The organism is Hyalangium minutum (assembly GCF_000737315.1).
Classification (GTDB): Bacteria; Myxococcota; Myxococcia; order Myxococcales; family Myxococcaceae; genus Hyalangium; species Hyalangium minutum.
Map to the genome: position 1 here is coordinate 52208 of NZ_JMCB01000017.1, position 18540 is coordinate 70747.

7 protein-coding genes are annotated in these 18540 nt (G+C 69.7%); 3 read left to right on the plus strand and 4 right to left on the minus strand.

Annotation, left to right across the window (positions count from 1 at the left end; translation table 11 throughout):
* Window positions 1–140 precede the first annotated feature (140 nt).
* The gene (locus tag DB31_RS33825) at window positions 141–983 is read left to right on the plus strand and encodes an alpha/beta fold hydrolase (protein WP_044196041.1); all 843 of its coding nucleotides are present in this window, start codon (window positions 141–143) and stop codon (window positions 981–983) included.
* Window positions 984–1083: 100 nt separating this feature from the next.
* Window positions 1084–4278: a CHAT domain-containing tetratricopeptide repeat protein gene (locus tag DB31_RS33830; protein WP_044195742.1), complete on the plus strand. Its 3195-nt coding sequence runs from the start codon at window positions 1084–1086 to the stop codon at window positions 4276–4278.
* A 21-nt stretch (window positions 4279–4299) separates the two neighbouring features.
* Here DB31_RS33830 and DB31_RS33835 read toward each other — a convergent pair whose 3' ends face one another.
* The 4 genes from DB31_RS33835 to DB31_RS33850 all read right to left on the minus strand — a co-directional run bounded on the left by DB31_RS33835 (window position 4300) and on the right by DB31_RS33850 (window position 14312).
* A complete protein-coding gene (locus DB31_RS33835; RefSeq protein ID WP_044195745.1) occupies window positions 4300–5142 on the minus strand; it encodes a hypothetical protein in 843 nt (280 codons plus the stop codon).
* 177 nt (window positions 5143–5319) lie between these two features.
* Entirely contained in the window at window positions 5320–9780 is a 4461-nt protein-coding gene (locus tag DB31_RS45470) for a Kelch repeat-containing protein (RefSeq protein ID WP_169787132.1), read from the minus strand.
* A 293-nt stretch (window positions 9781–10073) separates the two neighbouring features.
* Window positions 10074–13394 carry a CHAT domain-containing tetratricopeptide repeat protein gene (locus DB31_RS33845; protein ID WP_044195748.1) on the minus strand — a complete coding sequence of 1107 codons (3321 nt, stop codon included), beginning with the start codon at window positions 13392–13394 and terminating at the stop codon, window positions 10074–10076.
* A 132-nt stretch (window positions 13395–13526) separates the two neighbouring features.
* Complete coding sequence (locus DB31_RS33850) at window positions 13527–14312, minus strand: sigma-70 family RNA polymerase sigma factor (RefSeq protein ID WP_240487007.1); 786 nt, start codon at window positions 14310–14312, stop codon at window positions 13527–13529.
* A gap of 164 nt (window positions 14313–14476) precedes the next feature.
* On the opposite strand from DB31_RS33850, the gene DB31_RS33855 reads away from it, so the two are divergent.
* Window positions 14477–18454: a bifunctional serine/threonine-protein kinase/formylglycine-generating enzyme family protein gene (locus DB31_RS33855; protein ID WP_240487008.1), complete on the plus strand. Its 3978-nt coding sequence runs from the start codon at window positions 14477–14479 to the stop codon at window positions 18452–18454.
* Window positions 18455–18540 lie beyond the last annotated feature (86 nt).

Consider the following 18540-nt stretch of genomic DNA (forward strand, 5'->3'; position numbering starts at 1 on the left):
GGAGTCTCCATGCCCGTGAGTTCCCGGCCGTCCCGCGCGCCGTATCCCACACGCCCGAGCCCATCCGGGAGGGGGGTTCCGGCGTGACTCCGTCCGGGCCTGGGCCGGTGGAGGCCTACATCCTAGGGCAGCTCGCCCCGATGGTGCAGGCCCGCACGCACTGGCTGAAGAGTGGAGGGGCGCTCCGGGTGCTGGAGGGGGGCGAGGGCCCCCCGGTGGTGCTGCTGCACGGGCGAGGGCACGCGGCGGCGATGTGGTTCTCCTACCTCACGGTGCTGGCGAGGGGCCGGAGGGTGCTTGCGCTGGACCTGCCGGGGTTCGGCCTGTCCTCCTCTCCCGAGGGGGCACTGAGGACGGGGGAGAACGGGGTGCGGTTCTTCACCGAACCGGTGGAGGAACTGCTGGAGACGCTGGCGCCGGGGCCAGTGGCGGTGGTGGGGCACTCGCTGGGGGGGTTGGTGGCGCTGGAGCTGGCGCTGCGGGGGAAGGTGCCAGTGGAGCGGCTGGTGCTGATCGACTCGATGGGGCTGGGGCCAGAGATGACGCCCCTGGCCCGGACCTTCTTTAGAGCCGGCCCGGAGCGGGTAGCGCGAACATTGGGACAGCAACTGTTCGACCGGCTGTTGCCGCCGCCGGAGACGCCACTGGGCCGGAGGTTAGGGGCGCTGGGGTACGAGCTGCTGGCGGTGCCCGGAGGCCGTCCCCGGGCGGCCAAGGCCTTCAACACGCTCGTGCCGCTGATGGGCGGAGTGTTCCACCGGGGTGAACAGCTCGCATCGGTGAAGCAGCCGGTGCTGCTGGTGTGGGGAGAGAAGGAGGACACCCTCCCCGTCTCACTGGCGGTCGAGGCCTCGAAGCGGCTGCCCGAGGCACGGCTGCTGCGCGTAGTGGCCGGGCACAGCCCTCACCTGGAACGCCCCGAGGTAGTGCTCCCGGCGCTCAAGGCGTTCCTAGAGGATGTCCCTGAGAAGACGGCGCCCTGAGCGCGTGCGCTCACTGTGCCTCTACTCCCTGGGTGGTATCGATTCGGAAGGGAGCGCTGGGTAGGTACTCCCATCACCCGAATCACCGCCAGGCGAGTCCATGCACCGAGCCTTGACGACGGCCCTGCTCATCACCCTGAGCGGAGCATGTGCGACGGTAGAGCGGCCACGCACGGATTCCCGCCTGGAGGAGGCCCAGAAGGCCTGGGATGAAGGGCAGCGGCTGAACGCGGCGGGGAAATATGCCGACGCCCTCCCGCTCATCCAGCAGGCACTGCGTCTCCGAGAGGAGGCGCTCACCGAGCAGCACCCCTCCGTCGCCGACTGCATCAACCTGCTGGGCGAGCTGCACGTGCAGCAGGGGGACCTGTCCCAGGCGGAGCCCCTGCTGACCCGCGCGCTCCAGTTGCGAGAGAGGCTCCTCGGGGAGCGCCACCCGGACGTCGCCCGCACCCTCAACAGCATGGCGGCCCTCCACTTCTACCGGGGGCGCCACACCGAGGCGGTGGCGCTGTCAGAGCGCGCCCTGCGCATCCAGGAGGAGACCCTCGGCCCCCACCACCCAGACGTCGCCGAGTCCCTCAACAACCTCGCCGCGCTCTACCACACGCAAGGCCTCTTTACCCAGGCCATCCCCCTGTTCGAGCGCGCGCTGGCGATCTGGGTGCCGGCCCTCGGTGAGAGACACCCGCTCGTGGCCAACACCCTCAACAACCTCGCGATGATCTACGTCTCGCAAGGGCACTTCGCGCGCGCCGAGCCCCTGTTCAAGCGCGCCCTCGAGATCCGCGAGGCCCTCCTCGGAAAGAACCACCCGGACATCGCCCTGACGCTCCAGAGCCTGGCCCTCCTCTATAGCGCGCAAGGGCTCTACGCACGCGCCGCCCCTCTGGCCGAGCGAGCCCTGGCCATCCGCGAGGCGGCGCTCGGTCCCACCCACCCCGAGGTGGCCCTCGCCCTCGCCAACCTCGCCATCAACTACCAGTACCTCGGGCTCGACACGCGCGCCGAGGAACTCCACCTGCGCGCGCTCGCGCTGCGCGAGAAGAGCCTGGGCCCGAACCACCCGGACGTCGCCCACTCGCTCTCCAACCTCGCCGCCCTCTACATGGAGCAGGGCCTCCATGAGCGCGCCGAGCCCCTCCAGCTGCGCGCGCTCCAGATCCGTGAGGCCGCGCTCGGCGCGGACCACCTCGATGTCGCTCGATCGCTCCAGAAGCTGGCCGCGCTCTACTTGGAGCAGGGGCTCTACGAACGCGCCGAGCCGCTGCTGCTGCGCGCGCTCAAGCTGGGGGAAGCAGCGCTCGGCGAGACCCACCCCAGCCTCGCCAACTGGCGCGCGACCCTCGCCAGGCTCTACACGCTTCAGGGGCGTTATGCGCAGGCACTTTCCCTGTATCAGCGCGTCCTCTCCATCCAGCGGGCGGCCCTGGGAGAGGCCCACCCGGATCTCGCCAACTCGCTCCACGGCACCGCCCTGTTGCGGCTGGCCGAAGGACGCTTCGATGAGGCCGTGCCGCTGTTCGAGCAGGCGTTCACCGCCTCGGAGCAGCATCTGCGCCAGCAGGTGCTCGGCCTCTCCGAGCAGCGCCTGGCCTCCTTCCTCAACGAGCTCCGCGCCCACGAGGCGGAGCTCTACGCGTTCGTCCGGGCCCACCGCGGCGACAGGCGCGTGCTCCGCCTGGCCCTGTCCTCCGCGCTGCTGCGCAAGGGCCGCTCCGTCCAGGAGATCGCGCAGACCTCTCACATCATCTCCCGCTCCCTGAACCCGGCGGATCGCGAGGCCTTCGAGCGTCTCCGCACCCTGCGGACCCATTTCGCCACCCTCTCGCTGGCCGGGCCCGGCAACCTCCCGCTGGACCGCTACCAGCAGCGCCTCAAGGAGCTCTCCCGCGAGGGTGACACGCTGGAGGCCGAGCTGGCCGAGCGCTCCGCGCCTCTTCGCAGACTCCAAGCCCTGCCCTCCCGCGAGCAGTTGCTGCCGCGCGTGGCGGAAGCCCTGCCCCCTGAGAGCGCGCTGATCGAGCTGGTCGCCTACCAGGATCACCCCCTGCAGCCCCCGCCCGGCGTGGCCCTCCAGCAGGTGCCCAGCCACCTGCGCTATCTGGCGCTCCTGCTCTTCCCCGACGGAGCCACTCAGGCGGTGGATCTCGGACCGGCGGAGCCCATCGACCGCGCCGCCCAGCGGCTGCACGACGCGCTCTCCCACGAATCCACCTCCTACCTGCCTGCCGCCCGGGCCCTCTACACGCTCGCGTTCCGCCCCCTGGAGCCCCACCTGCGCAAGGCGCGCCGGCTCTTCCTCTCTCCGGATGGCCGGCTCAACCTCGTGCCCTTCGCCGCGCTCCACGATGGCCAGCGCTACCTCGTGGATACCTTTCACATCACCTACCTCACCTCCGGCAAGGACTTGCTGGCTCGCGCGGAGGACCGCCCCTCCAGCACCTCGGTGGTCATCCTGGCGGACCCCGCCTTCAGCGCCGCGCTGGACATAGCTTCCCCGGGCGATTCCTCTCCGCCGAAGCCCACGGAGCGCTCCGTGGGCCTGCAGCGGCTCTTCTCCACCCTGCGCTCGGAAGAGGCGGACGTTCCCTGGACGCCGCTGCCAGGCACTCGCGTGGAGGCCGAAACCCTTCACCGCCTGTTGCCCCAGGCTCAGTTGCTCCTGGGCGCGGATGCCACCAAGCAGGCCCTGCTCAACCTCTCCACTCCGGGAGTGCTGCACATCGCCACCCATGGCTTCTTTCTCGAAGACGCCCACGCCTCGCCGGGCTCGCGCGCGGTGGGCCACTTCGGAGCCGTGGGCGCCAGCCTCCCAGAGCCTCCCAGCGACCCCCTGCTGCGCTCCGGGCTGGTGCTGGCTGGCATCCGCCCCGCCACGGCTCCTTCTGGCGCGCCTCGGCCCGAGGATTCCCTGGCTACGGCGCTCGAGCTGACAGGGCTCAACCTGTGGGGCACCCAGCTGGTGGTCCTGTCGGCCTGTGACACAGGCCGCGGAAAGATCAGCCTGGGAGACGGCGTCTACGGCCTGCGCCGGGCGTTCCTCGTGGCGGGCGCCGAGACGCTGGTCACCAGCCTCTGGAAGATTCGTGACGAGGTGACGCACCAGCTCATGGAGGGCTACTACCGTCACCTGCTGGCGGGCGAGGACCGCTCCGCCGCGCTCCGCGAGGCGATGAGGGAGTTCCGGCAGAAGCACCCCCATCCCCACTTCTGGGCCCCGTTCATCTCCCTGGGCCGAGATGCGCCGCTGCAGGGGCTGGCGCCGTCTCCTCCGGCGGCGTCAGCCCCCTGACTCAGAAGGGAGAGCCCTCGATCACTGGTAGGCGATGCGCAGGCTGTACGAGGGATACGACGTGTCGTATTCGCGGTAGTCCACCGTCATCGCGTTCGTGATGCGGACGAAGTACGCCGTGTTCGCGGCCACGGGGAGCACGACTCGCGAGGCCTGACAGCTGGCCAGCCAGTAGTATTGCGGGCAGATGTCATCGTTCGAGCCCACCAGGGCCCCTGGCGCGCCATTCTGGTATTGGTAGACGCGCAGGTAGGTGTCGGCCGTCAGCTCCACCACGTCGAACGTCTCGAAGACCACCGTCCCCGCAGTGCTCATGTACACGAGCACCCAGTCCTCATCCCCGTTGCGATGGAAGTTGTGCGCGTACTGCGGCGTTCCCAGGTACGCCTTGGCCTGGGAGTAGGAATTGTCGGCTTCGTAGGCGTCCAGCAACGGCAAGTGGCAATCGGTCGCGGAGCCTGTCGGCCGGCAGGTCCCGCTGCTACACGCGCAACCCGACCTGCAGCTACTCGACGAGGTGCAGGAGCGGACAGGGGGCTCGCTGCAATAGTCTCCTTCCGGCGGAGGGCCAAAGCCGTCCGGGACACAGGTGCCGCTGGAGCAGATGCAGGCACCCCTGCAGTTGTAATTGCTGGAGCAATACCGAACGCTCGTGGTCTGGATGCCTCCCATCGCCGCGACGTCGGCATCACCGGCCGCGGAGGCATTCGGGTGGTCCGTGCCATAGGGGGACGTGTAGTCCGTGAGGGCGTGCCGTGGCGCTGGGGTGCCCACGGCCGGTGACTCCTCGCCCAGCCCCTCGTCCAGGGTCCCTCCGCACGCGGCAATCACGGGTAGCAGGAACAGCAGGAAGCGGCGCAGCATGATCTTCTCCTTGGTGAAGCGAGGGCATCAGGCCCTCGTCTCGGCTCCGGCTCACGAGAGGTGACCGGTTCCTCACACCCAGGAGGCATTGACCGCGCAAGCTATGCATGAACCTGTCTCAGGGCCGGAGTTCCCACCGGCGACTCCGGCCCCAGGAGTCATCTCCAGCGCTCGGGCTCAAGGCGTATACAAATCTGCGGTGCCCACCGTGCGATAGGTGGCGCCCCCCAGCCCGCCCACGACGAGCACGCGGCCGTTGTGCAACAGCGTCGCCGTGTGGAAGATGTTGGAAGAGAACATGGAGCCAGCCGCGCTCAGCTTCCTCGAGGACGGGTCATACAGCTCGGCCGTCGTCGGCAAGCCGAAGTAGTGCATCCCGCCTGTGAGAAGCACCCGGCCATCCGTCAGCAGCGTGGCCGTGTGCCTTTCGATGCTCATGCGGAGATGGCCCACGGCGCTCCACGTGTTGGCCTGCGGGTCGTACACCTCCGCGGAGCCACTGCCCACAGCGAGCACCTGGCCGCCAGGTAGCGCCGTGAGTGTGAGGAGGGAGCGCGGCGTGCCCATGGGAGCCACTGCGCTCCAGGAGTCTGTCCCGGGGTCATACACCTCCGCCGAAGCGAGTACCCCCTGGATATTATTGGCCCCTCCCACGACGAGCACCTTGCCTCCGGGCAACAGCACCGCGCCGTGGGATTCGCGGGGCATTGCCATGGAAGCGGCCGCGCTCCAGGTGTTTGTCACCGGGTCGTAGAGTTCCACGGAGGATAAGGGCACGCTGCTGTCCCTTCCTCCCGCAGCCAGCACGCGGCCATCCGGGAGCATTGTCGCCGTGTGGGAGATACGACCCGCGGCCATGGCGCCCGCAGAGCTCCAAATGCCCGTGGCCGGGTCGTACCGCTCCGCCGTGGACAGCACCTCCTCATTGTTGGCTCCCCCGGCGACGAGCACCTGGCCGTCGCGCAGCAGTGTGGCGGAGTGGTCCACGTGAGCCACCGCCATGCTTCCGGTCTGGCGCCAGACGCCCGCGGCGACGTCGTACACCTCCGCGCTGGACGCAGCGATCTCGGCATCGGGGCCTGTCGCGCCTCCCGCGACGAGCACCCGGCCGTCGCGCAACAGTGTCGCCGAGTGCATCATGCGCGCCATCGACAGTGGGCTGGCAGGACTCCAGAACCCCGGAGCGGGGCCGTAGACCTCCGCGGACACACCGCTGCTGCTGCCATGGCCCCCGGCCACGAGTACCCGGCCGTCGCGCAGCAGCGTCAGCGTCGGCCGCATACGGACCCGCTCAATTCCGATCTCGGACAGGCTCCAGGAACCCGCCGCCGGGTTATAGATTTCCGGGGGAGTGTTCGAGGACACATGCGCCACGAGCACCCGGCCATCCGACAGCAGCGTCGCCTTGGGCCGATAGAAAGACACGCGCATGGAGGAAGCTTGACCCCAGGTGCCAGCCACCGGGTCGTACACCTGCGAGGGATTGCCTGGGAGGAGCACCCGGCCCGTCCGCAGCAGGATCGCTGCATGTTGGGACCAGGATCCGGCCACGGAGCCCGTCTCGCGCCAGGTGCCCGTGGCGGAGTCATACAGCTCCGCTGACGAGGAGGACCCACTGTCCCCTCCTACGACCAACACCTGGCCGTTGAGCAACACCGTCGCCGTGTGGTCATTCCGCCGCATGACCATGGAGCCCGTCTGGCGCCAGGTGCGCGAAGCGGGCTCGTACACCTCCGCCGTGTTACGGCTGGCAGGGATGGTGCCTCCCCCCATGACCAGCACCTGCCCATTGGGCAGCAGCACCGCCGCGTGCCGATCGCGCGGAACGCTCATGACACCGGCAGAGCTCCAGGTGCGTGAGACGGGATCGTACACCTCCGCGGATGCGAGCCGGCTCGAGTTGGAGAGCCCTCCCGTGACGAGCACCTGGCCATTGGGGAGCAGCGTCGCCGTGTGGCCAACACGAGGCGTGGCCATGGAACCCGTGGCACTCCAGCTGTCCGTCGCCGGGTTGAACAGCTCCGCCGAGGCGAGCTCACTGCCATGGGCTCCGCCCGCGACGAGCACCTGCCCATCGGGCAGCAGCGTCGCCGTGTGGCCGTCTCGAACAGCCACCATGGGCTCCGTGGCGTTCCATCTCCACTGCACGGAGGCACAGCCTTCACTCACGCCATTGCAGTTCTCATCCGCGGGCGTCGAGCAGTCCTCGGGCTGGGGAAGCTGCTGGCCCTCACAGCTCACATTGCCGAACAGATCACACGCCACGGTCCCCCCATGGCAGATGCCCACACCCTGGGTCGACGGTGAGCCGCCGTAGCAGGGCTGGCCTTGCAGAAGGGAGCAGGAGCAGTCCTCGTTCACCGCCCCATCGCAGTTCTCATCAAAGGGGCCCTGGCAGCTCTCGGCCGCCGGCAGCACCTCTCCCTGGCAGGCACTCCATCCCGACCCGAAGACGTTGCACTGCCGACGCCCCGCCCGGCACACCCCCTGGCCCTCGGTTCCCGCAGGCCCTGAATACGCGCAGGGCTCATAAGCCCCCGGTGCACAGTCGTCACGGAAGTCCAGCGTGAGCGAGACCTCGGAGCACGCGCCACCGCCGCACACCGCTGCTTCAGCCGAGCCCGTCACCCTCACCGTGTCCGAGGCGAACCCGCCAGGCCGGCCGGCATAGATGTCGGCCGTGTGGCCCCGCTTGATCTCGACGCACGCCCTGCCCTGGCTGTTCGTGTAGACCGGAAAGCTCTGGCCTGAATAGTCGACGCCGCGCGCGGACACCGAGGAATTCTGGACGGGGCTCCCGTCGAGATCCAAGACCAGGACATTCACACAGCTCTTGTCCGTCCACGGCGCATCCGTGTTCCACCAGGTGAAGTGGCTCACCTGGAGCCTCCAGACCAGCCGGCCCGGCTGCGTCCGCGAGGCGAACAGGGTGCCCACGCCCTCCTCGCGCCAGATCCCCGCGTCCAGATCAAACCACCATGCGGGCACGGTGCCGCCCACCTCGAGCCGGCCGGACAGGGCCTCCGGCAGCACGAACTCCAGGGTCGCCGACTTCCCGGGCGCCAGCTGCGCGGGAGCGCCGTGGCTCCACAGGCTCACCTCGGCCATGAAGAAGCTCTCCAGCTGCACCGGCTCACCACTCGCGGCGGCGATGCCCTCCAGCGGCCCAGGCATGGCGTCCAGTTGCCTCGTAGGGTCCAGCGGGACGATGGTGACCTCTACCGTCCCGGAGACCGGCTGGCCCAGCGCATCCACCACGGCGTCGGCCGGGAGGGTGACCCGCACCTCCTCCGTCTGGATGACGCCGCCCTGCTCGGCCTGGAAGGGAATGGGCGCCGGCAGCGGCAGCAGGACCACTTGGGCTCCCGCGTGTGCTCCCGCCTCCAGCTCCACCACCGCCGAGCCCGAGGTGAAGCCCTGCGCGTCCACCCGAGCCCGCACGCGCCCCGGCGGCAGGTTCTCCAGCAACAGGTGGCCCGAGCTGTCCACGGGGAACACAGCGCCCTGCGTGGACACGGCGGCCGCCGTCACCGGACTGCCTGTGACATCGATGACCTGGAGGAAGAGGCTGGTGCCAGACGGCTCGGTCGGCGGCTGCGGCTCGGAGGGCCGGCCCGGGGGCGTATACACCTCGGCCGAGGCCTGGCTGCCGTTGCTGAAGCCTCCCGCCACCAGCACCCGGCCTCCCGCCAGCAGCGTCGCGGTGTGCTGGTAGCGGCCCGCCCCCATCGCTCCCGCGGACTGCCACGTGCCCAGGGCTGGGTCATACACCTCCGCCGCGGCGAGGATGCCTGCGTACTCATGGAAGCCTCCCGCCACCAGCACGTGTCCCGAGGGAAGCAGCACCGCCGAGTGAGCACGGCGCGGCTGGGCCATGCTGGCGCTCGCCGTCCACGTGCCCGTGGCTGGATCCAACACCTCCACGGAGCGGCTGCCCTCGCTGCTGGAGCCGCCACCGCCTGCCACGAGCACCTTGCCATCAGCCAGCAGCGTCGCCGTGTGGGAAGCGCGCGGGGTGGCCAGGCTCCCCACGGCGCTCCAGCGGCCCGTGGCCGCGTCATACACCTCGGCCGAGCCCAGAAGCTGGCCACCGCCGTCCGTGCCTCCCGTCACCAGCACCCGGCCGCCGCTCAACAGCGTCGCCGTGTGGTTGCGGCGGGCCACGGCCAGCGGCCCCGTCGCGGTCCAGGTGCCGGTAGCCGGGTCATACAGCTCGGCCGAGGACAGCGCGCCTCCCCCGGACTCGCTGTCCGCCCCTCCCGTCACCAGCACCCGGCCGCCCGGCAGCAACGTGGCCGTGTGGTAGAGCCGGGGCGTCACCATGTTGCCGGAGGGGGCCCAGGTGCCACTCGTGGGATCGTACACCTCCGAGGAGATGCCGCTGTTCCACTCGGCCCCGCCCACGCCAGCGATCAGCACCCGTCCATTGGGCAGCAGCGTCGCCGTGGCCGCGCGGTGGGTGTTGAGCGCATCCGCCGTGCGGCTCCAGGTGCCCGAGGTGGGCTCGTAGAGCTCCGCCGAGCGGTTGTAACCGCCCATGGCCAGCACCCGCCCATCCCCCAGCAGCGTCGCGGTGTGCAGCAGCCGTCCCTGCGCCATGGAGCCTGTCGCACTCCAGGCTCCTTCCAGAGTGGACACCCTCCGCTCCGAGCGCCCCGCGGTGCTCGGCCGAGGAGAGAAGTGTCCTCCGGAAGGGCCAGCGGCGGCGTCACCGCAGCCCAGGCTTCCGAGGCACAGCCCCCCCAGGAGCAAGGAAAGAATCAGTCCGGTTGGCCTCCCTAACCTCAGCCACTGCTTGAGCTGGTGCATATGCGCCCCTGACCTCGTGTGAGACAGAAGCTGCCTGTCCGTGAGAGCGGAACTGGGGCCTCTGTTCACAAGGGAGGCTCCGGGCGCTCGGGCTATGCACACTTTTTTGGCGAGGAGCACCGTCAAGGCGAGGGCTGGGCCTGAGCCTCCAGCCCACGCAAGGGCCCAGCCTGGCCGGCGAGAATGAACGGCGCCCAGAAGTGCGGATGCGGCTGTGTCTGGCGCAGGGTCCGCATCGCCTGGTGCAGCGCGGCGGAGCGGCCCTCTCCCGCCAGCAGATGCTGGTAGTAGAGCGCCATGAGCTGGTGGGTCACCGTGTCATCGACTTTCCAGAGGCTGGTGACCAGCGACTCGGCACCGGCCACCATCAGGGCCCGGCGCAGGCCGTAGACCCCCTGGCCGAGGCGCACCTCCCCCCGTCCCGTGTCGCAGGCCGACAGCACCACCAGCTGCGTGCCCCACAAGTCGAGCCCCGCCAGCTCCAGGGCTGTGACAAGGGAGTCCTCACGGGCAAGCGCCCTGGGCGGCCCCGGCGGGGCCCTCGTGCCCGCGAGCACCAGTCCGGAGCGCAGCAAAGGATCGGCGAGGGGCTGCTGCGGTCCCGCGTCACCGGCGGCACCAAAGTAGCCCACGGCCCGGGTGGAGCCTGAAGGGGTGGAATCCTCGAGAAAGAAGCCGTGGGTGGCGACGTGAAGGATCCCCGGCGGCTTCAGCGTCAACAGCGCCTCCTTGGTGGCGGCGGGCCCCAGCAGGAGCCGCGCCTCGGGAAACAGGCGGTGAATGGTCTCGGCCTCCTTGCGTGTGCCGGGCAGCGAAGGCCAGGGCTGATCGCTCCCCTCCGAGCGCTGCGCGGAGAGGACACGCTCCACGGAGGCAGAGCGCTTCGTGAGGGCGGGCACCCCTCCGCTGTCCAGGGAGGGAGCAGCGAGAGCGGGGACAAACTGAGGATCGGCCAGGACGACCACGGAGTTGGCAAGCGGCAGCTCCTCGGGACGCGGCAGCGCCTCCTTGCCCGAGGTGAGATAGGTGATGTCCATGCGCTCCACCAGGTAGCGGCGGCCGTCGTGGAGCGCGGCGAACGGGACGAGCGCGAGCTGGCCATCGGGTGAGACGAACAGTCGCTGCACCTTGCCGAGGTGTGGCGCGATGGGACGGAACACGCGCTGGTAGAGGACCTGGGCTGCGGCGGAAGCGTCCGCCGTCCGGCTCTCGAGCGCCTGATGCAAGCGCAGGACAGCGCGATCGATGCGCTCCGCAGGGCCGAGATCCACCGCATGGGTGCGGCCATCCGCGAACAGCAGGAGCGCGAGGTAGCGCAGGGACGCAGGCGCCTGCGAGGCGAGCGCGCCACGCATGGGGATGAGCAGGCTGTCCCGGTAGGCGACGAACTCGACGAGCGCGCTCCCCCGTGGGAGGGCCTTGACCACACGAGGGATGATCTCCTCGGGAGACGGGAGCGAGGACAGGGCTCGCATCGGCGCCGAGCGCTTGGCGAGACCTGCCTCGAGGGCATCCCCCTCGTCGGCGAGCTGCTGGAGGCGAAGCTGATGGTCCGCCGGCGAGAGCGTGCCGGGGCCCGAGAGCGCCAGCGTGGAGAGCTGGGTCCGCACGGCGCGCAGGCTCTCGAAGGTCCTGCGATCCTCCTCCCCCAAGCCGCGGGAGATGAGGTGGGAGAGGTGGGTCAGCTCTTCCACCGAGCGGCCCTTCCGGAGGAGCGCGGCGGCGAGGGCGAGATGGCGCACGCGGGGCTCCTCCGGATGCGCGCTGGCGAGCGCATAGAGCTCCTCCTCCTCTCCTCGCAGAAGGCCCAGGTAACGGGTCAGGCGCACCTCCGAGACGCCAAGGAGCTCGCGGCGCAGGAACACCTCGGAGGCGGTGAAGGCCCGCGCATAGAACGGCAGGGCTTCGGCAAGACGCTGCTGAGAGAGGGAGAACCGGGCGAGGTGAAGGAGTGTGGTGATGACCTGGGGATGGTGCTTGCCCAGGGTTTCCTCCCCTACCGCGAGCGCTCGCTCATACAGGGGCCTGGCCCTGTCGTGGAGCCCCTGGCGCTGATAGAGGAGGGCCAAGCTGGTGAGCGAGGCGGCCACGAGCATATGGCTCTGCCCCAGCGCGGCCTCCCGGAGGGCCAGTGCACGTGCGTAGAGCCTCTCGGCCTGCGCATAGAGCCCCTGGCACGCATAGAGGTTGCCGAGATCATTGAGCGACTCCGCCACGTCGGGATGACTCTGGCCCAGCGCCTCCTCCCGGATGGCCAAGGCGCGCTCATACAGCGGCTCGGCCCGGGCATAGAGCCCCTGCTCCTTGTAGAGGTTGGCGAGGTTGTTGAGCGAGACGGCCACGACAGGATGGTGCTCGCCAAACACCGCCTCGCGGATGACGAGCGCACGCTCATGCAGCTGCTGGGCCCTGCTCGCGTTCCCCTGCCGCTGATAGAGGAGGGCCAGGTTGTTGAGCGTGGCCGCGACATGGGGATGCTGCTGGATCTGGGACTGCTCCCAGATGGCCAGGACGCGCTCATACAGGGGCTCGGCCCGGGAGTAGAGCCCCCGGTCATCGTAGAGGACGGCCAGGTTGTTGAGCGTGGCCGCGACATCCGGGTGGTTCTGGCCGAGGGCCGCTTCGCGAATGGCGATGGCTCGCTCGTAGAGCGGCTCCGCCCGGGCATAGAGCCCCTGCTCCCGATAGAGGTTGGCCAGGCTGTTGAGCGCGATGGCCAGATCGGCGTGGTCGCGGCCGCTCGCAGCCTCCCAGATGCGGATCGCCCGCTCGTACAGGGGCTCGGCCCGGGCGTAGAACCCCTGGTTCTTGTAGAGGTTGGCGAGGTTGGTGAGCGACGCGGAGACAGAGGGGTGCTTCTTGCCCAGAGCGCGCTCGCGGATGGCCAGCGCCCGCTCATGCAAGGGCTCGGCCCGGGCGTAGAGCCCCTGGTCATCCAGGAGGGTGGCGAGGTTGTTCAACGACATCGCGACATCGGGGTGATGCGTGCCCAGCGCCGCTTCGCGGATGGCCAGCGCACGCTCATACAGGGGCTGGGCCTGGGCCTGGAGACCCTGGACGAAGAAGAGCGAGGCGAGGTTGTTGAGTGTGGTGGCGACGTCGAGATGCTCCTTGCCGAGCACTTGCTCCCGAATCGCCAGCTCGCGCCGCATCAGCGGCTCGGCGCGGGCATAGGCACCCATCCGCCAATGAACCTCGCCGAGCAGGTGGAGGCAGTGGGACACCTCCAGATGTGTCCTGCCAAGGAGCTCCTCGCGCAGGTGCAACGCGCGCTCCGCGATCGGGACCGCCTCGGTGTAGCGCCCCTCATCCTTCAGCCGGACGCTCTCGTCGAAGGCGCGCTGGGCCTCCCTCCACCGCTCCTCCGTGGGAACCCTACCCCTCCCCGCGCACCCTGCCGCCCCCACCAGAATGAGCACTGCCGCCACAAGTCCTTGCCGCATGCTCCCCTCCCGAATGGCTCTCTGCGAGAGCGACGAAGAGAGCCACGCGGCACGCCCGCTATGCAGAGATTTCCCCTGCGCCTGCATAGCGCGGCCGCTCCCTGTCTCCATACAGTCGTGATGCCCCTACCCTCAGTGCCCTGCTTCGCCGCCCTCTTCCTGTCCCAGGATCTGGCTGAGGCTCACGTCGAACCGGCTCTGGATGGCGGTCATGAGGCTGTCGAACTCTTGAGAGGACAGGCGCAGCGTCTCTCGGAGGCGGTGCTTCGTCTCCTCATACACCCGCTGCCGCACATCCTTGAGCCAGCGGGAGATCGTCGACTGATCCTTGCCAAACAGCGGCCCCATCCGCGTCGTGGGCAGCCCCTCGAGAAAGTGCAGCCGCAGCAGGTAGCGCTGATCGTCCGAAAGGGCGGCGAAGGCCGCGCGCACGGCCCGCCGGAACTCGTGGCGGTAGCGGCTCTTCACCAGCGCCAGCTCCGCGTCCGTTCCCAGCGTCGGCAGCTCCTCGAGCGCCGCAAGGCCCGCCTCCTCACTGACCGCCCGGACCGAGACGCCTTGCCGGATCGCCATGCGCACGGCGATGACCTTCATCCAGCTCAGCAGGGCTCCCCGCCCGGTGTACGAGGCAAGCCGGGGCGGCGCCTCGGGCGTGCTCAACAGCAGATGCATCCGGAGCTGCTGGCAGACCTCGTCCAGCGTCGTGTGGGAGAGCTTGAGGTAGCCCAACAACGCGGGAAGTCTCGCCATGTATTGGTGCTCGAAGAGCTCGCTGGCTCCGGGCACGCCGCTCACACAGGCGCACGCGAGATACAGGCCCTCGAGGTCCAGCTGCTCGATATGGACCGCGAGCGGTACATCCTCGGGAGCTTGGGTCAGCAGCCCGGTGAGGTGGAGGCTGAAAACCTCCGTGGGCAAGTCCACTTCTGGCCACTTGCGCCGCCCGGCCTCCCAGGCGCGCCGAATCAAACTCTCGAACGCTTCGTCATCCTGTGGCGGCTTTTCCATCGCACCACCCTACCTCTCTTGTTCTCAGTCTACCGCCCTCCTTGACGGGTGGGCGGAGATTGGTGTCGTCTGTCATGGCTCCCATGCTGCGTACCTCCGCGCTGGCTGAATCGCCCTGTCTCACGGACGAGCTCCTGGCAGGCTTGGTTGACGGCCAGCTGACGCTGGAGGAGCGGGAACGTGTCCATGCGCACGCGGCCCGGTGCAAGAGCTGCTGCGAGCTACTCGTCGCCGTTACTCGCGGGGGCCTGAGCCAAGAAGTCCTCCCAGTCTTCTCCTCCCAACCCGCCGAGCCTGCCGAGCCTGTCCCGGCTGACTGGACGCCCCCCGAGGAGTTCCACCAGTTCCGGCTGGTCCGGCCGCTCGGCCGCGGCGCCATGGGCATCGTTTATCTGGCGCAGGATCGCACCCTGGACCGGCACGTCGCGGTGAAGTTCATCGCGGCGCCCTGGCCCGATGCCCGGGCCCGCGAGCGCTTCCAGACAGAGGCGCGCGCCATCGCCCGCCTGAACCACGTCCATGTCGTCACCGTGTTCAGCGCCAGCGAGATCGAGGGTCATCCGTACATCGTCTCCGAGTACCTCACCGGCTCCAGCCTCGCCCGCCTCGCCCTGCCGCTCCCCTGGCGGCGCGTGCTCGACCTGGGCATCGGACTCTCGCAGGGGCTCGCGGCGGCACATCGTCAAGGCGTGCTCCACCGCGACCTCAAGCCCGATAATCTCTTCCTGACCTCCGAGGGAGAGGTGAAGCTGCTCGACTTCGGCCTGGCCGAGCTCGTGGACTCCAGCGCGCGCGCGGAGTCCACCGGGGTGCGCACCCCCGCGGGGACACCGCGCTACATGGCCCCGGAGCTCTTCCGAGGAGAGCTGGCGACCCCCCAGAGCGACCTCTATGCGCTCGGACTGATCCTCTACGAGCTCTGCACGGGCACGCTGCCCTCGCGGCACCGCTCCGGCCCGCCCGCCCCGGAAGAAGCGCCCCCGGCCCACACGCTCCCGGAGCGCGTCCCAGGGCTCGCCCCGGAGTTCGCCGCCCTCATCGAGCGCTGCCTGCACGCTGACCCACAGGCGCGCTTTCCCTCGGCAGAGGCGCTCTGCGCCGAGCTCGAGCGGCTCGAGCCCCTCCACGCAGCAGCCACGCTCCCCACCGGCAATCCCTACCGGGGACTGGCCCCTTTCGAGGCCGAGCACCGCGAGCACTTCTTCGGCCGCGACGCCGACATCCGCGCCGTCATCGAGCGGCTGCGCCACCAGCCCGTCGTGCTCGTCACGGGAGACTCGGGGGTGGGCAAGTCCTCTCTCTGCCGGGCGGGCATCCTGCCGCGTGCGGCCCGCGGTGCGCTCGATGAGTTCCTCAACTTCTCCACCGTCACGCTGGAGCCCGGCCGCCGTCCGGTGGCGGCGCTGGCCGCGGCGCTCGCCCCCGTGCTGGGACTCCCGGAGGCGGAGCTTGGGACCCGGCTCAACGGAGAGCCGGACTGGCTGGGGCCCGCGCTCCGCGAGACGTGCCAGCAGGGACGCGGCCTGCTCCTCTTCGTCGATCAGCTCGAAGAACTCGTCACGCTCAGCGAGCCTGCTCAGGCGGCACGGTTCGCGAGCCTGCTGGGAGAGCTCGCCCTGCCCGCTCCCGGCGTGCATGTGCTCCTCGCGTCGCGCGGCGACTTCCTGACCCGCGTCGGCGCGCTGCCGAGCCTGGGAGATGCCGTCGAGCGCGCGCTCTACCTGCTTCGGCCCCTCTCCCCGGACGGAGTGCGCGAGGCCATCACCGGCCCCGCTCGTAGCCACGGCGTCGTCTTCGAGTCGGAGGCCCTCGTCCAGACTCTTGTCGAGGCCACGGCGCAAGGCTCGGGCAGCCTGCCGCTCCTTCAGTTCACCCTGGCGGAGCTCTGGGAGCGCCGCGACACGGAGAGGCACTGCATCACTCGAGCGGCGCTGGAGGGGATGGATGGAGTGGCCGGCGCGCTGTCACGGCATGCGGACGGCGTGCTCGCGCGCCTTGATCGGGCCGAGCAACAGGCCGCGCGGCGCCTGCTCGGCCACCTCATCACCCCAGAGGGCACCCGGAGCGCACGAACCGAGGAGGAGCTCACCAGCAGCTCGGCGGAGGCCCGGACCGCCCTGCGGGTGCTCATTGAAGGACGCCTGCTGCATGCACGGGGAGAGGCTGGCGGGGCAAGCTATGAGCTGACCCACGAGGCTCTCATCGCGAGTTGGAGCACGTTGCGCCACTGGCTCGATGAGGACGCGGGCCTTCGCGCGCTCCGCCAACGGCTGGTCGAGGTAAGCGCGGAGTGGGAGCGCCTCCGCCATGCGGACGAGCTGCTCTGGAAGGCGCGGCAGCTCACCGAGGCCCGCGCGCTCGACGCCACCTTGTTGGGAGTGCGCGAGCGGTCCTTCCTGCGAGCGTCCCACCGCGCCGTGCGCCGCCAGAGCCTGCGCCGTGGACTCATCGCGCTCCTGCTCCTGCTCACCGTGGCTGGCTCCTATGGAGGGCTCCGCCTGCAGGAGCACTTGGCGGTCCAGCGCTTCGTCAGTGCACGCATGGAGCAGGCCCGTGTCTTGATGGCGGAGGGCCAGGCGCAGGGCCAGCGCTCCAGCACCAACCGGGAGCTGGCCCTCGCCTTGTTCGCGGGCAAGCCTCCGGGCCCTACCGCGGCCCAGGAAGCCCTGGATCCGCTGGGCCTTTGGCTGAGCGCCGAGGAGCACTGGGGCCAGGCGCTCGACGAGTACAGGCAAGCTGACTCCACGCTCAGCCAGGCCGAGCACAGCCTCGAGGAGGTGCTCGATCGCGGCCACGAGGAGCCCGAAGCGCTCCAACTCCTGCTGAAGATCCTCCTTGAGCACATCGCGCTGACAGAGCGCTTCCACCGTCCGGAGGAGCGTGCCCCGTTGCTGGACCGCTTCGAGAGGCTCGCTTCCAAGCACCCGGAGTCGAGCGCCCTGCTCCACGCACCGGCCACGCTCGAGCTCGAGACCGAGCCCCCGGGCGCGCACGTCGAGCTGACGCGCTATGTGAACTCTCACGGGCTCCGGAAGGAAGCGCCCGTTGACGGCATCGAGCCCCTCTCCACCCACTCCGCCATCCGCCTGCCACTCCCGGCCGGGGCTTATCACCTCCGCCTCACGCGAGAGGGCCACGCCCCCGTGGAGCTGCCCCTGCTGCTCGAGCGCGGCCAGCGGGAGCAGCTCCGCCTTCGCCTGCCCAGGGCGAGCGAGGTACCTGCGGGCTATGTCTACGTCCCCCCGGGCTGCTTCCTCATGGGCAGCAATGCACCAGAAGAGGAGCGCGAGTTCCTGCACAGCGCGCCGCTGCACCGGCGCTGCCTCTCCGAGGGATACCTCATCGGACGAACCGAGGTCACCCTGGGCGACTGGCTGCTCTATTTAAAGACGCTGCGTCCGGAAGACGCGGCTCGGCGCCTCCTCGAGACCCCGCACCGGGATCAAGGCAACAGCGCCATCATGCTGCGGCACTTGCCGGAGGGCGGCTGGAGCTACTCCTTCTTCCTGGTGAACGGACAGGTGCTCGAAGCGCGCGAGGGCGAGCCCATCCGCTACCCGGGACGCAGACACCGCCAGGAGCAGGACTGGCGCCGCTTTCCCCTCTCGGGCGTCTCCGCCAGCCGCTTCGAGCCCTACCTCGCGTGGCTGTCGTCCTCCGGGCGCCTGCCGGGAGCGCGGCTGTGCGGTGAACTCGAGTGGATGCGCGCGGCCAGCGGCGCGGATGATCGCAAGTATCCTCATGGCGACATCCTCCTGAATGACCACGGCAACTTCGATTTGACCTACGGCCGCCGGCCTGACGCCTTCGGGCCCGACGAGGCCGGCGCGCACCCGGCCTCCGTGAGCCCCTTCGGGCTGCACGACATGGCCGGCAACATCTTCGAGCTCGCCCGCGCCGAGACCCAGGACCTCGGCGAATATGTCCTCCTGGGAGGCGCCTGGTACTTCGAGCGCGTGAGCACCCTGATCGCCAATCGCCAGGCAGGGACCCCCACGCTCCAAGACGCTCGCGTCGGCTTTCGCGTGTGCGCCTCCATGCCGGCTCCTTGATGGCCTTCGCGCGGAGAAGCCGGAAGCGCTCTGCATAGCGGGACTGCCTCGCGCCTCCTCCAAGTGAACCCACAAGGTTCGAGGCC

Bases quoted from the DNA above. Each gene is read 5' to 3' on its own strand.
- DB31_RS33845 (WP_044195748.1), bottom strand. From the start codon at position 13,394: ATGCGGCAAGGACTTGTGGCGGCAGTGCTCATTCTGGTGGGGGCGGCA.
- DB31_RS33830 (WP_044195742.1), top strand. From the start codon at position 1,084: ATGCACCGAGCCTTGACGACGGCCCTGCTCATCACCCTGAGCGGAGCA.
- DB31_RS33825 (WP_044196041.1), top strand. From the start codon at position 141: ATGGTGCAGGCCCGCACGCACTGGCTGAAGAGTGGAGGGGCGCTCCGG.
- DB31_RS33855 (WP_240487008.1), top strand. From the start codon at position 14,477: ATGGCTCCCATGCTGCGTACCTCCGCGCTGGCTGAATCGCCCTGTCTC.
- DB31_RS33835 (WP_044195745.1), bottom strand. From the start codon at position 5,142: ATGCTGCGCCGCTTCCTGCTGTTCCTGCTACCCGTGATTGCCGCGTGC.